Raw genomic sequence first — 18,500 nt, forward strand, 5'->3', positions numbered from 1 at the left:
TGTGACTGATGAGGCTTATGTTGCGTGTGCGCTGATACCACCACACATCATCTGGACGTCACAAGCTCAGCCGGAATCCGTTGTTCAATCGAGACGGTCCGAGCGACACTGTGCGCGGACAGCTAGCCCACGTCGATGCCGAAGTCGCGCACGATCCCCTCGAGGCCCGAGGCGTAGCCCTGGCCGATGGCACGGAACTTCCATTCGGCGCCGCGGCGGTACAGCTCGCCGAACACCATTGCCGTCTCGGTCGAGGCGTCTTCGGTGAGGTCGAAGCGGGCGAGTTCGCGCCCGTCGGACTTGTCCACCACGCGGATGAACGCGTTGACGACCTGGCCGAAGTTCTGGCCAAGGGCATCGGCATTGTGAATGGACACCGGGAAGACGATGGAGTCGACGTCCGGGGTCAGGGCCGCCAGGTCGACATCGATGCTCTCGTCGTCGCCCTCACCTTCGCCGGTCCGGTTGTCTCCGGTGTGCTCGATGGCACCGTCGGGGGAGCGGAGGTTGTTGTAGAAGACGAAGTAGCTGTCGCTCAGCGCCTTCTTCGTCGTGCCGAGTCCGATAGCACTGGCGTCGAGGTCGAAGTCGCCGCCGGTGGTGGCACGGACATCCCAGCCGAGACCCACGCTGACGGCGGTCAGGTTCGGTGCTTCTTTGGTCAGCGAGACATTTCCACCCTTGGCAAGCGTTACGCCCATGTCCATCCACTCCTCAGCGCGTTCGTCCGTGCATCGTCCACTCCACCATATTCATGTTCGAGATCTCGGTGCTCGAGGTGCACGTGTGAAGCCGGAGGGGAACGTGGTGGGTGTGAGCAGTGGGGCTGGCGGTACCGATGGGATTGTGGTGGGATACGACAAACGGTAAAAAATAGCAGTGGTTGTGCGATTTCTCGGGTAGGCGCGCCGCAGCGATCGAACGACGATGGGAATTTCTGTGCAGGTTTCGCGACGTGAGTTGTTCAAGTACGCCGCCGCGGGGTCCGCGGCCGCCGTCGGATTGGTTGCGTTGGGAACGGCGACCGCGCACGCCGACGCCGGGCTCGGCACCCTCGTCGACTACTCGGGTGGGGTGCCGTCGGCAGCGGCCATCAAGGCGGCCGGTCACCTCGGGGCCGTTCGGTACGTCTCCGATCGGCGACCGGATGCGAACTGGATGATCGGCAAGCCGATGCGCAAGTCCGAGGCCGACTCGCTGACGTCCGCAGGGCTGGAAGTGGTCTCGAACTATCAGTTCGGCAAGGGGGCCACGTCCGATTGGCGTGGCGGGTATGCGGCGGGTGTCAAGCATGCAGAACGGGGACTCGAACTCCACCTCGCCGCCGGTGGTCCGACGGACCGCCCGATCTACGCATCGATCGACGACAACCCCACCGCCGTGGAGTTCGCAACTCTGATCGCGCCGTACATCCTGGGCTGGCAATCGGTGATCGGAGCCGAGAACACGGGGATCTACGCCAACTCACCGACCATCGAATTGGCCTCGGTCGCCGGACTCGGCCAGTGGTATTGGCAGCACAATTGGGGAACACCCAAGGGCTTCGTTCACCCCGACGCTCACATTCATCAGATTCGAATCGACAAGGATTTCGTGGGCGGCGTCAAGGTCGACATCAACAACATTCTGAAAGCCGACTACGGGCAGTGGTCGAAATCCGAGGCGAACATTCTCTGAAATAACATCGATGTAATTCATTCGGGCAATTCTCGAATGCAACGCATCGTTGTTTTCGGAATTCGCCCGAATCGACAATTTCGCCCCCGGCTTCCGATGAAGCCGGGGGCGAAATTGTCGGTGGAGCAGATACGAGCTACGGAACGTAGACCGTACCGATGGTGGGCAGGAAGGTGCAGCTGCGCGGAGCTGCGGCCGGATCTTCCTTCGACTGCGTGGTGATCGAACCGGAGATCACCGAGAGGACGCGTCCGGGGCCGGTGTCGGCGATCGCGGACAGCGTTGCCGGACCGTCGGTGTTGATCATGGCCGCGCCGGTCAGGTCCTGCGTTCCCGAGCGACGGTTGTCGATGTTGAGCCACGTCACCGTCAGCGGAGCTGCCTGCTGCGCAGCGACGGGCGCAGTGCCGAGGGCGGTGAAGACGAAGCCGGCCTGTCCTGCACCGGGTCCGGGAGGCGGCAGGGTGGCCGGTCCCGGTACGGCGAGGGCGGTTCCGACGGAATCGGCGGTGTCGGAAATGCATCCCTTGCCGAGCGTCGGGTAGAGGAACTGGGCGATGACGGGTCCGTCCGACGGCAGTTCGGGTCCGCCGCCGCCGGAGCCGTCCAGGAAGGTGATGACCCGTTCGAGCAGTGCCTTGACCTGGTCCGGGAGCTGTGCGGTTTCCAGCAGGGTGCGGGCCTGACCGAGCAGGTCCGCCGCCGGAGCAGCTCCCACGTCGGCAGGTCCGGCTGCGGCACCGAGAATGGCCGGTGCGAACGAGGCGAGTGCTTCGACGTCGGCCAGGTTCGGCATCGGCTCACCGGGGGCGGGGAGGAACTGAGCGATCAGAGCAGCGGGATCGGCCGGCGCTGCGGGCAGATCTGCCGGTGCCATCGGCACCAACGGCTGTGCGGATGCGCTGGTCGGCACGACGAGTGCGGCGGCTGCGGCTACGGCCAAGGCTGTAACTACGCGACGCGTTCCGCGGGTACGAAGCACGGTGATATTCCCCATTCTGATCATGACGCGGGCCCACGGCGACAGCCGGTGCTCGAGGGGTCACTCTATGTAGCGCAATCCCCGATGTACAGCTGTTGTCGGTGGAGCCCTCCCCCGTCGCATCTTTGCCAGGGCAGTCTATTGGTCACACGCTGCGAATTCTCCGCAGACGCACACGATAACCTGTTACTGAAGTTATCAGTGTGAAAGGTGATGCAAATGTTACTCCGGTGCGCAGGCGGTTGGGGCGCATGAGCGGAGCCCTATAAGCTCGACGACCGATACACCGCATCGATACCGAACGGAACCGCACGCACAGTGAACCGACTTGTTCGGCTGGCCCCCGTTCTGCTCGCGGTCTCGGTGCTGAGCCGCTTCGTCTGGGCCTTCGCGACGCCCAACGGAATGAACCTCGTGGACCTCCACGTCTACGTCGACGGCTCCGCGGCACTGCTCGGCGGCAATCTGTACGACTACACGTATTCGGTACAGACCCCGGACTTCCCGCTCCCGTTCACGTACCCGCCGTTCGCCGCGCTGGTGTTCTTCCCGCTGCACTATCTGCCGTTCACGGTGATCGGCGTCCTGTGGCAAGCCGCGACCATGATCGCGCTGTTCGCCGTGGCGAGGCTGACGCTGTCGATGGTCCTCGGCGACGAGCGCGCCGCCGAGGCGCGCTGGGTGCGTATCGCCATGCTGTGGACCGCGCTGGGGCTGTGGTCCGAACCCGTACGGACGACACTCGACTACGGCCAGGTCAACGTATTCCTGGTGCTGCTGGCAATTCTCGCGGTACGCAGCAGCAGGTGGTGGGTGGCAGGCGGACTGGTCGGCTTCGCCGCCGGAATCAAGCTGACCCCGGCCATCACCGGTCTGTACTTCCTGGCCACCCGGCGATGGAAGGCCGCAGCGTTCTCGGCTGTGGCCTTCGCCCTCTCCGTCGCGGTCAGTTACGCAGCACTCGGACATCAGGCGGCCACGTACTTCACCACGCTTCTCGGCGATGCCGACCGCATCGGCCCCGTCGGCTCGGTCTGGAATCAGTCTCTGCGTGGTGCGCTCAGTCGGATCGCGGGGGAGGACGTCGGGCAGGGACCACTGTGGATCGTTGCCGCCGTCGTCGCGACGGGGCTCGCGATCGCGGCATGGCGTGCGATCGGACGCGAAGACCATCTGGGCACGCTGGTGATCGTGCAACTGTTCGGCCTGCTGATCTCACCGATCTCGTGGTCGCATCACTGGATCTGGGTGATCCCGATGGTGATCTGGCTGGTGCACGGCCCCCTGCGTGACGTCGCCGGGGCGAAGATCGTCGCGGGATACTGGTTGGTGACGGTGACCGTTGGGGTGCCGTGGCTGCTCAGCTTCTTCCAGGAGTCGATCTGGACCATCCCTCGTCCCGCACTGGAAGCATGGGCAGGTGCCGTGGACGTCGTCGGAGCAGCGCTGTTCCTCGGCTGGGTGGTCTACGCCGGGCGAGTCAGGAAGGCGCGGTCAGTGCATCGATCCGACGCGCCAGATCCACATCCTTCTGTGTGAGCCCGCCGGCACTGTGCGTCGACAGGGTGAACGTGAGCGTGCGCCATCTGATGTCGATGTCCGGGTGATGGTCCGCTTCCTCCGCGGCCTCGGCCACGCGGTTCACCGCCTCGATGGCAGCCGGAAACGACGCCAGTTCGACGGTGCGCGTCAGGGATTTCCCGACCACGGTCCATTCGTCGAGCCGGGCGTCCTCGATGTCGCGATCGGTCAGCAGTTCGGTCATAGAAAGATGGTGGCATGTCCGGTACCCCCACCGCTGTGGTTGTCGCAGCCGCGTTGACGCACGACGGCAGGCTGCTGCTCGCGCAACGAACCCGTCCGCCCGAGCTGGCGGGTCTGTGGGAACTGCCCGGCGGCAAGGTCGAGCCCGGCGAGTCCGAGGACGCGGCCCTGGTGCGCGAGTTGCGGGAGGAACTGGGAGTCGAGTGCTCGGTCGGAGCGACGCTGAGCGGCGACGTCGATCTTGCGGGCGGGCTGGTGCTGCGCGCCTACCGGGCCTCGCTCGTCTCGGGAATGCCTGCAGCGCTGGAACATTCGGCCCTGCGGTGGGTGGATGCGGAGACGCTGCCGACGATGGATCTCGTCGATGCGGACCGGCTCTGGCTGCCCGAACTGCTGGAGATCCTGCTCACTTCGCCCGGGCGGTCTTGAGGCCCTTCTTGAGGTCCTTCTTGGTTGCGCCCGCCGATTCGAGTTTCTTCATTCGCATGATGACCACGGGGCATTTGATGCACCGAACCTTCTTGCGACAGCATTTTTTCTTGGGCTTCATCCCCGAGACATCTGCTGCCTTTATCTTGCCCATGAGCACCAAGACTAATGGGTGGCGCAGGTCACAGACCTGAGGGTGGCGCGGGGTACCGTCGGACTACGGGTAAACTCGATCAGTCGCGAGAACCTCGCGGTGCAGCGCGCTTCTCTAGCGACATAAGCCCGCTAGCGAACAAGAGCCCGCATTCGACTCCAGGAGAATTTTTCGCGTGAGCGCCCCAAGCAGTGCAGACAACATCGACAGCACCACCACTTTTCGCAACGTAGCCATCGTTGCACACGTCGACCACGGCAAGACCACCCTGGTCGACGCCATGCTCCGGCAGTCAGGCGCGTTCGAGGAACGTGCCGAAGCGATCGACCGCGTCATGGACTCGGGTGACCTCGAAAAAGAAAAAGGCATCACGATCCTGGCCAAGAACACGGCCGTTCACAAGCGCAACGCCGACGGCACGATCACCGTCATCAACGTGATCGACACCCCCGGCCACGCCGACTTCGGCGGCGAGGTCGAACGAGGCCTGTCCATGGTCGACGGCGTCGTCCTTCTCGTCGACGCTTCCGAGGGCCCGCTCCCGCAGACCCGCTTCGTCCTGCGCAAGGCGCTCGCCGCCTCGCTCCCGGTGATCCTGGTCGTGAACAAGACCGACCGTCCCGACGCGCGCATCGAAGAGGTCGTCTCGGAGAGCCACGATCTGCTCCTCGACCTCGCGTCCGACCTCGACGACGAAGCGTCCGAGGCCGCCGAGCTCGCACTCGATCTCCCCGTTCTGTACGCCTCCGGCCGTGAGGGCAAGGCGTCGCGTGTTCAGCCCGAGAACGGCCACGCGCCCGACGCCGAGAACCTCGACGAGCTGTTCGAGGTACTCCTCAACTACGTCCCCGCGCCCAAGGGCAACGTCGACGCACCGCTGCAGGCCCACGTCACCAACCTCGACGCGTCGGCCTTCCTCGGCCGCCTCGCCCTGGTGCGTATCCACAACGGCCAGCTCTCCAAGGGCCAGACCGTGAGCTGGATGCGCGAGGTCGACGGCGAACCCGTCGTCCAGAAGGCCAAGATCACCGAGCTGCTCAACACCATCGGCGTCGAGCGCGTCCCCGGTGAGCGCGGCGTCGCAGGCGACATCGTCGCCGTCGCGGGCTTCCCGGACATCATGATCGGCGACACCCTCGCAGATCTGGAGGATCCGGTCGCGCTGCCTCGCATCACCGTCGACCAGCCGGCCATCTCCGTCACCATCGGCACCAACACGAGCCCGCTCGTCGGTCGCGTCAGCGGCCACAAGCTCACCTCGCGCATGGTCAAGAGCCGTCTGGACCAGGAGCTCATCGGTAACGTCTCGCTCAAGGTTCTCGACATCGGTCGCCCCGATGCCTGGGAGGTCCAGGGTCGTGGCGAGCTGGCGCTGGCCATCCTCGTCGAGCAGATGCGTCGCGAAGGCTTCGAGCTCACCGTCGGCAAGCCCCAGGTGGTCACCAAGCAGGTCGACGGCAAGCTGCACGAGCCCTTCGAAGAGCTCACCGTCGACACACCGGAGGAGTACCTCGGCGCGGTCACTCAGTTGCTCGCAGCTCGCAAGGGCAAGATGGTGCAGATGACGAACCACGGCGCAGGCTGGGTTCGCATGGAGTTCATCGTTCCCTCGCGTGGCCTGATCGGTTTCCGCACCGATTTCCTCACCGAGACTCGCGGCACCGGTATCGCCAACGCCGTCTTCCACGGATACGCACCGTGGGCAGGCGAGATCCGCGCCCGCCACACCGGCTCGCTCGTCTCGGACCGTAACGGCACCGTCACTCCGTTCGCGATGATCCAGCTGGCCGACCGCGGCACGTTCTTCGTCGAGCCGGGTGCGGACACCTACGAGGGCATGGTCGTGGGCATCAATCCGCGTCAGGAAGACCTCGACATCAACGTCACCCGCGAGAAGAAGCTGACCAACATGCGTCAGTCCTCCGCAGACGTCATGGAGACCCTGGCCAAGCCCAAGAAGCTCGACCTGGAAATGGCGATGGAGTTCTGTGCAGGCGACGAGTGCGTCGAGGTGACCCCCGAGGTCGTCCGCGTCCGCAAGGTGCACCTCGATTCCAACGAGCGCGCCCGCGAGCGTTCGCGTAGCAAGACTCGCGACAAGGCTGCTCTGTAAGACTCACTTCGTGCGGCAGAAGCGACGTGTCACCCTCGTGGGGCGCGTCGCTTCTGTCGCAGAAGTAGCCGACTACCAAGGAGATCCTCGTTGCGCAAGGTGCTGATGCCGACGGTTCTGGTTTCTGCCATCGCTCTGGCTCTCACCGCGTGCACTGCGGATCCGCCGCCCCCCATCGAGAGTGTCGAGACTCCGGTCAGCACGACGATGGTTCCGGCCGAGACCGGTGATCCGGTCGTCGTCGCCATCGACGACGTCGGTATCGGGTTCAATCCACATCTTCTGGCGGATCAGTCGCCCGCGACGGCCGCGGTGAGTTCACTGGTTCTGCCCAGCCCGTTCCGCCCGGTCAAGAACCCCGACACCGGGGTGACCACCTGGGAGCCGGACCTGTCCTTGCTGCTCTCGGCCGAGGTGACGTCGCAATCGCCGTTCACCATCCGCTACCAGCTGCGCAACGAGGCCCAGTGGTCCGACAGCGCGCCGATCGCCGCCGAGGATTTCCGCTACCTGTGGCAGCAGATGATCACCCAGCCCGGTGTCGTCGATCCGGCGGGGTACGCCCTGATCAGCGACGTTGCGTCCTCGGGCGGTGGCAAAACGGTCGACGTGACGCTCTCGTCGCCGTATCCGGCCTGGCAGCGACTGTTCGCCGATCTGGTGCCCTCGCACCTGCTCAAGGACTCACCGGGCGGTTTCCAGGGGGGCCTGACGGACAACGTGCCGGTCTCCGGTTCGCGGTTCAACATCAAGACCGTCGACCGGGGGCGCGACGAGATCCTGCTCGAACGCAACGATCGATTCTGGGACCGACCGGCATCACCGGACCAGATCCTCATCCGCCGCGGAGGAACCTCTGCGCAGCTGGCCGATTCGCTGCGGTCCAGTGACGCTCAGATCGCTCAGGTTCGCGGGGGCTCGGCGCTGCGGGCGCAGCTCTCCGCAATTCCCGGAGTGCGAACCGACACCGTCAGGCAGTCACGTGTGCTGTCGATGACGATCAACGGTCGAGCTCCTAACATGTCCGATTCTGCTGTGCGGCAAGGGATATTCGGTCTGCTCGATCCGAACCTGCTGGCCACGGTCGGAGCAGGCGGCGGCGCGACCGATCGCCGGGCGGCTGCGCAGCTGTCCTCGCCGTCCGACCCCGGCTACTCCGCGACCGCGCCCGCCCCCATCGGCAAGACCGCTGCCCTCGATCTACTCGGTCGGGCCGGGTTCGTGCCGACACCCGATGCCGTGGTGACCTCGACACCGAATCCGAGCGCACCGACCACCGCGGCTCCGACGACGAGTCCCGCCCCGAGTGAGACGGGCGCTCCTCGGTCGCCCGTCACCCGCCTTGCCGACGCGACCGGCACCGCGTTGCGGTTCGTGATCGGTGCGGTCGAGAACGACGACATCGCGCTCGCGGTCGCCGGGACCGCCGCCGACGAACTCGTCGGCGCGGGCATCGACGCCACCGTCACCCCACTGCCTGCCGACGAACTGTATTCGACGGCGTTGACCGACGGGACCGTCGACGCGGTCGTGGGATGGACCAGCGCGGGGGTCGACCCCGCCACGGCCCTCGCCTCACGATTCGGCTGCATCGACGCAGCGGCCGACGGCAGTGGCGACGGCGTCGAGGTGCTGCGCAACCTGTCCGGCCTGTGCGTTCCGGAACTGCAACCGACGATCGACAGGGCACTGGTGAGCGGTCTCGACCCCACCGTGGCCAGGAACGAGGTCGAGCCCGAACTGTGGTCGCTGGCGTCGACCCTGCCGATCATGCAGGACTCGTCCGTGGTGGCCGCCGTTCCCGGCATCACCGGCGTCTCGTTGACCGGCCCGGTGGAGGTCGGGATCTTCGCCGACGCGTCGCAGTGGATACGGACACCCCGATGACCGAACCCGGCGAGACCGACGACAACGACACAGCGAGCGACACAGCGATGACGAACGATTCGACGAGCGAGCAGACGATGCCGGAGCCTTCAATGCCGGAGCCTTCCATGACAGAGCCGCAGCGGTTGCTCCTGGTGCATGCACACCCGGACGACGAGACGATCACCACCGGCGGCACCATCGCTCACTACGTGCGTGCCGGAGCGGACGTCACGGTGCTCACCTGCTCGCTCGGCGAGGAGGGGGAAGTTATCGGCGAGACGTGGGCAGATCTGGTCGTCGACCGTGCGGATCAGCTCGGCGGCTACCGAATTCTGGAACTGCACCGCGCTCTCGCGGCACTGGGGTGCAACCCACCTCGATTTCTCGGCGGTGCCGGACGGTGGCGAGATTCGGGAATGGCCGGGACGTCGGCTGCCCGCAAACCGCGCGCGTTCGTCAACGCCGATCGCACGGAGGCTCTCGGAGCGCTCGTCGCGGTGATGCGCGAGCTCCGACCGCAGGTGGTCGTCGGGTACGACCCCGAGGGCGGATACGGCCACCCCGACCATCAGCAGGTGCACTCGCTGGTGACCGAGGCCGTTGAGGTCTGCGGTACGGAGTCGTTCCCCGGCGTCGGATCGCCCTGGGAGGTGGCGAAGTTCTACTGGACGGTCACCGGGCACGATCAGTTGCAGGCGGGACTGGCCGCCATCGAGGAGATTCCCGCGCACTGGCGAATGCCGGAGGTCGGCGAGCTGCCGAGTGTTCCCGAGAGCGTCGTCACCACGAGTGTCGACATTCGCGGCGTGCTCGATGCCAAGAGGGATGCGCTCCGGGCTCACGCAACTCAGGTGACCGTCGCACCGTCGGGAAGCGAGTACGCACTGTCCAACGACATCGCCCAACCGATTCTGCTCGACGAGCAGTACGTGCTCGTCCGCGGTGAACTCGACCCCGATGAGACGGGCAGGGAGAACGACCTGTTCGCCGGCGTACTAGGCTGTGGCTCGAATCACTGATCTCGATACAGCAGGGGCGGAACACACATGTACAACTGGGTAGTGCAGGACGCGATCGTCGCGTTCGTCGATTCTCTCAAGCCGCAGTTCGGCGCGCAGGCAGATCTGTACCAGTACGTATTGGGACAGATCGCCATGGGTGCGAGCAACTTGCTGACCTCACTGGGATACCCGCCGGTTTCCTGAGTGCCGGTGCACTGAATCGACCCGGGTCAAGGCAGTATTGGGCGCATGATCTCGAAGGCCGCATCCAATACTGTCGCCCTGGTGTCCTGGGCGACTGTCGCAGTACTGGTGTTCGACGGCTTCCTGTCCGGAATTCTGTCGGTCTTCTTCCTACCGACCTACCTCGGTTCGGTGCAGTTCCCCATCAGCGCTGTGCTCGGCGGGATCGCGAACGTCGCTCTGATTCTGGCCGCACGCAAAGTCGCAGATCGACCGATCTGGGTGGCATCGCCCCTGTTCGGTTGGTTTGCCGCGGTGGTGCTGTGCATGCTCGGCGGACCGGGAGGCGACGTTCTCCTACTCGCCGATTGGCGCACCATGCTGCTCATCGTGGCCGGTGCGGGCCCCGCCGGAGTGCTGCTGTTCATGTTCCGGATGAAGGCGATCACAGCAAGCGTGCATGCCGACCCGCATTCCGCAGCACGTCCTCGATCATCGTCGGAGTCAACAGTCCGGTGAAGGTGTTTCGCTGGCTCACGTGATAGCTGGCGAACACGGTGATCGAGCCGAGGTCGAGCCGAGCCCCATGGCCGAATTTCGGTGCGGGCCTCGGCACATCCCACCCGTTCGCGGCCAGTGTCGGCAGCAGAGACTGCCAGCCGAAAGCTCCGAGAACGAGGACGGACCTCAGGGTCGGACGCAGCAACCGCAATTCGTCGTCGAGCCAGGGTCTGCACCGGTCACGTTCGGTGGGAGTCGGTTTGTTCTGCGGCGGAGCGCAGTGCACCGGAGCAGCGATGCGAACCCCGTTGAGCGTCAATCCGTCTCCGATATGGGTGGCAGTGGGTTGGCTGGCCAGGCCGACCGCATGCATCGCTCGATAGAGAACGTCACCGCTTCGATCACCGGTGAACATCCGACCGGTGCGGTTCGCGCCGTGTGCGGCCGGTGCCAGCCCGACGATCAGCATCGCCGCATCGGCGGGTCCGAAGCTGGGAACGGCTCTGCCCCAATATTTTTCGTTCGCGAATGCGGCCCGTTTCTCGGTAGCGACCTGCTCACGCCACTGCACCAAGCGTGGACAGGCGCGGCATTCGGCCACCGCGAAGTCGAGCTCGTCGATGCTCTGCGGCCGCGTCATGTCAGGTCCGGTGCAGCCAGACGTCCCCGGCTCCAGGGGTGACGGCGTCGATCATCGCCCACGCATTCTCGATGGGGATGTCGATCACCTCGTAATGTCCGACGCCTGCGGGAGTCGCGGCGACGATGGTGGCCACCCCGGCGCGACGCTGAAAGAAGGTCTGCCGCACGGTCCAACCGATGATGCCAGCGGCTTCGAGGCTGTGTCGAGTCCTGTCGAGGGAACCGTGCTGGGTGATGAGCCAACCGGGCAGCACTGCATGGCCGAGACCGCGGAAGCGATCGTGAGCGAGTCCGAAGGCGGCAACGAACAACACTCCGACCGCGATCCACGCCAGTAACGGGATCGGTGCGCCGACGTACTGTGCGATGCCCAGCGCTGCACCGAGAACCAGCACGGGCAGCACAGCGCGGGTGTAGCGGCGTCGACGCGCTGCGGGTCCGTGCTGCAGCAGAGGCCGGTCCGAACTTCCGTGCAGGCCGGCCTCGCCGAGCACCGTGGTCATCATCCGCAGCGCCTCGGCACGTGGGGCCTGGGGGAGCAGCAGAGACGATTCCTTCTTCTCGGCGCTGACGCCCGTCATGATGGCGTCCAGCCTTGCTCCGCCGGCCGCACGAAGCAGCAGCGGTTCGGACAGCGAGGTGCCACGAAGTCGCTTGCGATCGAGCGTCGACTGACGGGTGCGCAGCAGTCCGTGGCTGACGTGCATGGTGCGTCCCTGGTCCGTCACGGTCAGGTTGGCGTAGGCCAGCAGGTAGCGGACGCATGCGAAGATGCTCGACACGACGAGCAGCGCCATCAGCGCCACGACGACGAACACCGCGATGCCCAATCGCTCGGCGGAGTCGATGCTGTTGGAGACCACCGACGACTCGGCCAGTGTCTGCCCGAGCCCGTATTGGAACAACACGCCGACGGCCGCAGCGATGGTGACGATGCCGGTGATGGAGAACGGCGCGAACCGCACCCACGAGAACTGCCAGTGCGCAATCTCCACACCGGAATCCTCTGCTGCGGTGGGTGTTCCGTCGGTCGCCGGGACCTGCCCCGAGACTCGCTGCAACAGCTCTCCGCGGAGTGCCGGTACCAGCGAGGTGTCGAGGGCATTGAGCTCGAAGGCCTCACCCTTGCCTGCCTGTTGCCCGGTGCCGATGCGCAGGATGGACAGGCCGAGTACGCGGTGCAGGACGTTCGCTTCCACGTCGACCGACCGAATCCTGTTGCGCGGGATGGACAGGACCTTCTTCTGCAACACTCCGGTGCGCAGTTGCACGTGTACCGGACCGATTCGGTAGCTGGTGGTGAACCACCGCAGAATTGCGAACACCACCACGACGGCGAGGATGCCGAGACTCCAATAGTGGTTACCGCTCTGACTGCCGACGAAGAACGAGATCAACAGCACCGGCAGAATCTTGATGCCCTCGTTCACCGGATGTACCAACAGCATTCGCTTGTCCAGGCGCAGCCAGGGCTGTTCCTCCTCGACGGCGAGGAGTTCCGCCTGATCCTGCGGGCTGCCGGCGGTCACGTGGCATCTCCGACGGTACGGCCGGCGATATCGGTCAGGCGCGCGACCGTCTTGTCCGCGACGTCCTGATCGAGCGCTGTGATCTTCACCGCGCCCGCGGACGACGCCGTGGTGACGGTGACGGTGGCCAAGCCCAACAGACGATCGAGCGGTCCGCGCTCGGTGTCGACGGTCTGTACTCGCGAGATCGGTGCGATCCGCCGCTCCTGGCTCAACCAGCCGGTGCGGGTGTAGACCGCGGTGTCGCTGATCTCCCAGCGATGCACGCGGTACCGCCACTGTGGCACGACCGCGACGTGCAGGGCCGCGAGGACGATCGAGGCGACGAGGACGGTGACGTGTGGCCAGGTGGTCCAGTTCGAGTCGACGACGGCCCAGACGATCTGGGCGACGAAGATCGGTACCCACAGCAGACCGGCACTCAGCGCCCAGAGCAGACGCGCACGCGGAGAGGGTTGCCACTGCGGATCGGTCATCGTTGTCACGGCTACAAACCTAGGGGTGTCGTTCGGTAACCACCACCCCCGGAGCCTGCGGAACGACCCGAGTACGGCGGGAGTGGAGCCTGCGGAACGACCCGGGAGGGGAGGAGTGGAGCCTGCGGAACGACCCGAATGGGGGAGGGGTGGGTGGCACGTGCGTACCAGGAAGCGCATGATCGACTGGTGACTTCGCTGCCTGATACCGCTCCAGCCGCTTCCGCCATGCGCCGCGTTCTGCGTCGCGCCCGGGACGGAGTCTCGTTGAACGTCGACGAGGCGACGGTTCTGCTGCATGCGCGCGGGGACGATCTGGTGGATCTGATGGCGTCGGCCGCGCGAGTTCGTGATGCGGGTCTGGAGTCGGCCGGGCGTCCGAAGACGGTCTCCTATTCGCGAAAGGTCTTCGTACCCATCACGCGGTTGTGCCGTGACAAGTGCCATTACTGCACGTTCGTCACGGTGCCCGGCAAGCTCAATGCCGCCGGGCACGGGATGTTCATGGATCCCGACGAGATCATCGACGTCGCTCGCAAGGGTGCCGCGCTCGGGTGCAAGGAAGCGCTGTTCACCCTCGGTGACCGACCGGAGGAGCGGTGGCCCGAGGCCAAGGCGTGGCTCGATTCCCGCGGCTACGATTCGACCCTGGATTACGTGCGCGCCATGTCGATCCGGGTGCTCGAGGAGACCGGACTGCTGCCGCACCTCAATCCGGGAGTGATGTCGTGGCAGGAGCTGTCGCGACTCAAGCCGGTCGCCCCGTCGATGGGGATGATGCTCGAGACCACCTCGCGTCGGTTGTTCGAGGAGAAGGGGCAGGCGCACTACGGCAGCCCCGACAAGGATCCCGAGGTTCGGCTGCGGACGTTGACCGACGCGGGTCGCCTGAACATTCCGTTCACGACCGGAATTCTGGTGGGAATCGGCGAGACACTGCGCGATCGCGCCGAGTCGATCATGGCAATTCGTAAGGTGCACAAGTCTTTCGGACACGTTCAGGAAATCATAGTGCAGAACTTCCTGGCGAAGTCCGACACCGCGATGCGGTCCGTTCCCGATGCGGGGCTCGAAGAATTCCTGGCGACCATCGCGGTGACGCGCATCGTGGTCGGCCCGTCGATGCGGATTCAGGCTCCGCCGAATCTGGTCGAGCCGGAGGAGACCGCAGCGCTGCTCGGTGCAGGCGTCGACGATTGGGGCGGGGTCTCGCCGCTGACTCCCGATCACGTCAACCCGGAGCGGCCGTGGCCCAACCTCGACACCCTCGCCGAGCTGTCCGACAAGGCGGGCTACCGCTTGGTGGAACGTGTTGCAGCGCAACCGCAGTACGTTCTGGCCGGCGCTCCGTGGATCGATCCGCGGATCTCGGCGCACGTGCGGGCGCTCGCCGATCCCGAGACCGGCATGGCGCGTGAGAACGTCAACCCGACGGGTCTGCCGTGGCAGGAGCCGGACGAGGAGTGGGAGTCCTCGGGACGCGTCGACCTGAACACCGAGATCGACACTCAGGGACGCAATACCGAGACGCGCTCGGATCTGGCGAATGCGTTCGGCGACTGGGACTCCATTCGCGAGCAGGTGCGCGATCTCGCCGGGCTCGAGCGGGTCGATCGCGACTTGGTGTCCGCATTGACGGCGGCGGAGAAGGATCCGGCCGGGCTGACCGACGAGCAGTACCTCGCACTCGCCACGGCCGAGGGTCCGGGCATGGACGCCGTCGCGGCCCTGGCGGACGATCTGCGCAAGCAGGTCAACGGAGACACCGTCACCTACGTGGTGAACCGGAACATCAACTTCACCAACATCTGCTACACCGGGTGCCGCTTCTGTGCGTTCGCGCAGCGCAAGGGTGACGCCGATGCGTTCACCCTGTCCACCGCCGAGGTCGCCGATCGTGCGTGGGAAGCGCACGTCGTCGGTGCCACCGAGGTCTGCATGCAGGGTGGAATCGACCCCGAACTACCGGTGACGGGCTACGCCGACCTGGTGCGTGCGGTCAAGGCTCGGGTTCCGTCCATGCACGTGCACGCGTTCTCACCGATGGAGATCGTCAACGGGGCCTCCCGCGGCGGTCAGTCGATTCGCGAGTGGCTCACCGAACTCCGGGCCGCCGGGCTGGACTCGATACCGGGTACGGCCGCGGAGATCCTCGACGACGAGGTCCGCTGGGTGCTCACCAAGGGCAAGCTGCCCGCTGCCGAGTGGATCGAAGTGATCACCACCGCGCACGAGGTGGGCCTGCGGTCGAGCTCGACGATGATGTACGGGCACGTCGACAATCCGTCGCACTGGGTCGGTCACCTGAACGTGCTCAAGAAGATCCAGGACAAGACCGGTGGGTTCACCGAATTCGTGCCGCTGCCGTTCGTGCACCAGTCCTCGCCGCTGTATCTGGCCGGAGCGTCCCGACCCGGGCCGACCAACCGCGACAACCGTGCGGTGCACGCCCTGGCTCGCATCATGCTGCACGGCCGAATCGACAACATCCAGACATCGTGGGTGAAATTGGGAATCACGGGTACACAGGCGATGCTGAACGGAGGCGCGAACGATCTGGGAGGGACCCTGATGGAGGAGACGATCTCGCGTATGGCGGGTTCGCAGAACGGTTCGGAGAAGACCGTCGCGGAACTGCACGAGATCGCCGACGGCATCGGACGACCGGTTCGTCAGCGCACCACCACGTACGGCCCGGCTCCGGCGGTATCGGTTGCCGGCTTGATCTGACCCTCGGGTCCCCTTTTTCGAAATGGAGCTTGTCTGACATGGACGACCGTCGAGTCGCCGCGGTTCTGAGCAGTGCCGTCGCCATCATTCATCCCGTGCTCGACATACTGGCGACACGGGATCCGATCGGGCTCAAGGGGCGCACGTTCCGTGAGTCCTCCGCGGATGACTCGACGCTCGACAACGTCATCGATTTCCTCGCGAAGGCCTTCGACACCACCGATTTCCCCGGTACCGCGGGCTGGGAGAAGCTCGACAGCGACGCTCGTTCGCAGTGGTGGGTCAATCGGATCGGCGCACTCAACACCGTGGCCGTGGCGTTCCCCGGTGTGTTCGGCATTCTGGTCAACCGCCTGCCGATCCAGGATCTGCTCGGGTTCGCCAACCAGGCGATGGTGCTCGTGGCCGTGGCGCGCGAGTCGGGGGTCACCGACCGCGAGACGCACGTCGCGCTGCTCGGATCGGTGCTGTGCAAGCGCGATCTGACGTCCCTGGCCGACAGTGCTCCAGCGCAGAAGGAGCAGTCACCCAAGTCGGGTCCGTTCGCACTGCTGCGCGGAATGTGGCAGATCGCGAACGTACTGCGGGACGTGGCAGGCGAACTGGAGAAGCGTCCGCACCCCCGCGGCTTCTACCGCGTGCTCGGTGCCATCCCGCTCGTCGGTGGCGTCGCCGGATATCTCGGTGAGCGCGGCGCCCTCTCGCGTGCCGCCAAGCTGGGGCGCAAGTGGCTCGCGGCCCACAAGAAGGCATCGGCACTCGGTGCCGACTCGCCCGCGAAGCAGTTGCGTCGATAGTCGAGCGGGGCAGGTGAGGCGACCCTGAGTCGGTCGGCCTCGAGTTCGGACGGCGATACTAGGATGCTCAGGGCGCGCGAGCGCCCACGATCGATACAGGAGGGGAGAGCAGCAGTGACCTACTCGATTGCAGAACCGTGCGTAGATGTACTGGACAAAGCGTGCATCGAAGAGTGCCCGGTGGATTGCATCTACGAGGGTAACCGAATGCTGTACATCCACCCCGACGAATGCGTCGACTGCGGAGCCTGCGAGCCCGTGTGCCCCGTCGAGGCCATTTTCTACGAGGACGATGTGCCCGAGCAGTGGAGCGCATACGTCGGTGCCAACGTCGATTTCTTCGACGACCTGGGATCTCCCGGTGGCGCAGCCAAGCTCGGCAAGACGGACTACGACCCGCCGTTCATCAAGGCTCTGCCTCCCATGGGCGAGAACTGACGCCTTGGCACGCAGAGCGGTGGCAGCGACGCTGCCCGATTTCCCATGGGACTCGTTGACCGCTGCCAAGGAGACGGCGTCGGCGCACCCGGACGGCATCGTCAATCTATCGGTCGGGACACCGGTGGATCCGGTTGCCGAGGTCATCCGCACCGCACTGAATTCGGTTGCGGACGAACCCGGATACCCGACCACCGTCGGTACCGTTGCGCTGCGGGAGGCCGCGGTCGCCGCGCTCGAGCGCCGCTACTCGATCACCGGCATCGGGGTCGACGCGGTGCTGCCTGCCATCGGCACCAAGGAAATGATCGCGTGGTTGCCGACATTGCTGGGCCTCGGAGCCGAGGACCTGGTCGTCATCCCCGAACTGGCATATCCCACTTACGAAGTGGGTGCTCTGCTTGCCGGCGCTCGTATTCTGCGGGCAGACGGTCTCGCGCGTCTCGGACCGGAGCGGGCGTCGTTGATATTCGTCAATTCGCCGTCCAACCCGACGGGCAAGGTGCTCGGTGTCGAGCACCTGCGCAAGGTTGTCGACTGGGCCCGCGAACGTGACGCGATCGTCGTCTCCGACGAGTGCTACCTGGGTCTGACCTGGGATGCCGAGGCCGTGTCGGTTCTCGACCCCCGCGTGTGCGACGGAGATCACACCAATCTCCTTGCGGTGCACTCACTCTCGAAGACCTCGAACCTGGCCAGCTATCGCGCCGGCTTCGTCACCGGAGATGCCTCCCTCGTCGCCGAGTTGCTCGAGGTGCGCAAGCATGCCGGCATGATGGTGCCGTTGCCGATCCAAGCTGCCATGACCGCCGCACTGGCCGACGACGAGCACGAGAACATCCAGCGCGAGCGATACCGAGCCCGGCGAACGACTCTCAAATCCGCCGTCGAGGCAGCGGGCTTCACCGTCGACCACTCCGAAGCCGGGCTCTACCTCTGGGCCACGCGGGGTGAGAAGTGCCGCGACACCGTCGACTGGCTCGCCCAGCGCGGCATCCTCGCCGCACCGGGGGAGTTCTACGGTCCCGACGGTGCCCATCACGTGCGGATCGCGTTGACGGCCACGGACGAACGCATCGAGGCTGCGGCGACTCGCCTGCGCGGATAGTGCGTGGTGCACAGACTGTCCACAATTCGGCCCGGCGAACGGAATTCCGTTTCTCGATGCGAATTGTGGACAGAAAAGTCGGTTGGCTTCGGCTCGGCCCGGGTGTT

The 18,500-nt window shown here is 65.5% G+C and carries 19 protein-coding genes; 12 read left to right on the plus strand and 7 right to left on the minus strand.

The window, feature by feature from the left end; genetic code table 11:
- Positions 1-122: 122 nt before the first annotated feature.
- Positions 123-701 carry a TerD family protein gene (locus CH296_RS16295; RefSeq protein ID WP_032394223.1) on the minus strand — a complete coding sequence of 193 codons (579 nt, stop codon included), beginning with the start codon at positions 699-701 and terminating at the stop codon, positions 123-125.
- Positions 702-927: 226 nt separating this feature from the next.
- Here CH296_RS16295 and CH296_RS16300 point away from each other — a divergent pair, with 226 nt between their 5' ends.
- On the plus strand, positions 928-1,677 hold the full coding sequence (locus CH296_RS16300; protein WP_094682151.1) for a DUF1906 domain-containing protein: 750 nt from the start codon (positions 928-930) through the stop codon (positions 1,675-1,677).
- A gap of 136 nt (positions 1,678-1,813) precedes the next feature.
- On the opposite strand, the gene CH296_RS16305 is transcribed toward CH296_RS16300, so the two are convergent.
- Complete coding sequence (locus CH296_RS16305) at positions 1,814-2,674, minus strand: hypothetical protein (protein ID WP_052049291.1); 861 nt, start codon at positions 2,672-2,674, stop codon at positions 1,814-1,816.
- Positions 2,675-2,977: 303 nt separating this feature from the next.
- Here CH296_RS16305 and CH296_RS16310 point away from each other — a divergent pair, with 303 nt between their 5' ends.
- The gene (locus CH296_RS16310; protein WP_052049269.1) at positions 2,978-4,198 is read left to right on the plus strand and encodes a mannosyltransferase; all 1,221 of its coding nucleotides are present in this window, start codon (positions 2,978-2,980) and stop codon (positions 4,196-4,198) included.
- Here the strand turns inward: CH296_RS16310 and CH296_RS16315 are convergent.
- Positions 4,140-4,424: a 4a-hydroxytetrahydrobiopterin dehydratase gene (locus CH296_RS16315; RefSeq protein WP_032394064.1), complete on the minus strand. Its 285-nt coding sequence runs from the start codon at positions 4,422-4,424 to the stop codon at positions 4,140-4,142. The genes CH296_RS16310 and CH296_RS16315 overlap by 59 nt on opposite strands.
- 14 nt (positions 4,425-4,438) lie before the next feature.
- On the opposite strand from CH296_RS16315, the gene CH296_RS16320 reads away from it, so the two are divergent.
- Positions 4,439-4,852, plus strand: a complete 414-nt coding sequence (locus CH296_RS16320) for a (deoxy)nucleoside triphosphate pyrophosphohydrolase (RefSeq protein ID WP_094646990.1) — start codon at positions 4,439-4,441, stop codon at positions 4,850-4,852.
- Here CH296_RS16320 and CH296_RS28970 read toward each other — a convergent pair.
- Positions 4,830-5,006, minus strand: a complete 177-nt coding sequence (locus tag CH296_RS28970) for a hypothetical protein (protein ID WP_094609726.1) — start codon at positions 5,004-5,006, stop codon at positions 4,830-4,832. The genes CH296_RS16320 and CH296_RS28970 overlap by 23 nt on opposite strands.
- A 175-nt stretch (positions 5,007-5,181) precedes the next feature.
- Here CH296_RS28970 and typA point away from each other — a divergent pair, with 175 nt between their 5' ends.
- From typA to CH296_RS16345, 5 genes are all read left to right on the plus strand, one after another.
- A complete protein-coding gene (gene typA / locus CH296_RS16330) occupies positions 5,182-7,119 on the plus strand; it encodes a translational GTPase TypA (RefSeq protein WP_032394066.1) in 1,938 nt (645 codons plus the stop codon).
- A gap of 105 nt (positions 7,120-7,224) precedes the next feature.
- Complete coding sequence (locus tag CH296_RS16335; protein WP_094685248.1) at positions 7,225-9,006, plus strand: ABC transporter family substrate-binding protein; 1,782 nt, start codon at positions 7,225-7,227, stop codon at positions 9,004-9,006.
- A 107-nt stretch (positions 9,007-9,113) separates the two neighbouring features.
- The gene (mshB, locus tag CH296_RS16340; protein WP_094685249.1) at positions 9,114-10,007 is read left to right on the plus strand and encodes an N-acetyl-1-D-myo-inositol-2-amino-2-deoxy-alpha-D-glucopyranoside deacetylase; all 894 of its coding nucleotides are present in this window, start codon (positions 9,114-9,116) and stop codon (positions 10,005-10,007) included.
- 27 nt (positions 10,008-10,034) lie between these two features.
- Positions 10,035-10,193, plus strand: a complete 159-nt coding sequence (locus CH296_RS28975) for a hypothetical protein (RefSeq protein ID WP_008714214.1) — start codon at positions 10,035-10,037, stop codon at positions 10,191-10,193.
- A 45-nt stretch (positions 10,194-10,238) separates the two neighbouring features.
- Positions 10,239-10,691, plus strand: a complete 453-nt coding sequence (locus CH296_RS16345) for a hypothetical protein (protein WP_032394067.1) — start codon at positions 10,239-10,241, stop codon at positions 10,689-10,691.
- On the opposite strand, the gene CH296_RS16350 is transcribed toward CH296_RS16345, so the two are convergent.
- From CH296_RS16350 to CH296_RS16360, 3 genes are all read right to left on the minus strand, one after another.
- Positions 10,618-11,313, minus strand: coding sequence for a uracil-DNA glycosylase (locus CH296_RS16350; RefSeq protein WP_094685197.1), 696 nt, complete (start codon positions 11,311-11,313; stop codon positions 10,618-10,620). The genes CH296_RS16345 and CH296_RS16350 overlap by 74 nt on opposite strands.
- Before the next feature lies 1 nt (position 11,314).
- Positions 11,315-12,763: a PH domain-containing protein gene (locus CH296_RS16355; protein WP_094685250.1), complete on the minus strand. Its 1,449-nt coding sequence runs from the start codon at positions 12,761-12,763 to the stop codon at positions 11,315-11,317.
- Between the two features lie 77 nt (positions 12,764-12,840).
- Entirely contained in the window at positions 12,841-13,320 is a 480-nt protein-coding gene (locus CH296_RS16360) for a PH domain-containing protein (protein ID WP_032394070.1), read from the minus strand.
- A 138-nt stretch (positions 13,321-13,458) separates the two neighbouring features.
- Between CH296_RS16360 and CH296_RS16365 the strand changes: the two genes are divergently transcribed.
- The 4 genes from CH296_RS16365 to dapC all read left to right on the plus strand — a co-directional run bounded on the left by CH296_RS16365 (position 13,459) and on the right by dapC (position 18,393).
- Complete coding sequence (locus CH296_RS16365) at positions 13,459-16,050, plus strand: bifunctional FO biosynthesis protein CofGH (protein WP_373557284.1); 2,592 nt, start codon at positions 13,459-13,461, stop codon at positions 16,048-16,050.
- A gap of 38 nt (positions 16,051-16,088) precedes the next feature.
- Positions 16,089-16,847, plus strand: a complete 759-nt coding sequence (locus CH296_RS16370; RefSeq protein WP_094685198.1) for a hypothetical protein — start codon at positions 16,089-16,091, stop codon at positions 16,845-16,847.
- 114 nt (positions 16,848-16,961) lie between these two features.
- Positions 16,962-17,285, plus strand: coding sequence for a ferredoxin (gene fdxA, locus CH296_RS16375; RefSeq protein WP_008714223.1), 324 nt, complete (start codon positions 16,962-16,964; stop codon positions 17,283-17,285).
- 4 nt (positions 17,286-17,289) lie between these two features.
- Positions 17,290-18,393, plus strand: coding sequence for a succinyldiaminopimelate transaminase (gene dapC / locus CH296_RS16380; RefSeq protein ID WP_045199196.1), 1,104 nt, complete (start codon positions 17,290-17,292; stop codon positions 18,391-18,393).
- The last annotated feature ends 107 nt before the right edge of the window (positions 18,394-18,500 follow it).

It is taken from the genome of Rhodococcus sp. 14-2496-1d (genome assembly GCF_002259365.1).
Taxonomy (GTDB): Bacteria; Actinomycetota; Actinomycetes; order Mycobacteriales; family Mycobacteriaceae; genus Rhodococcoides.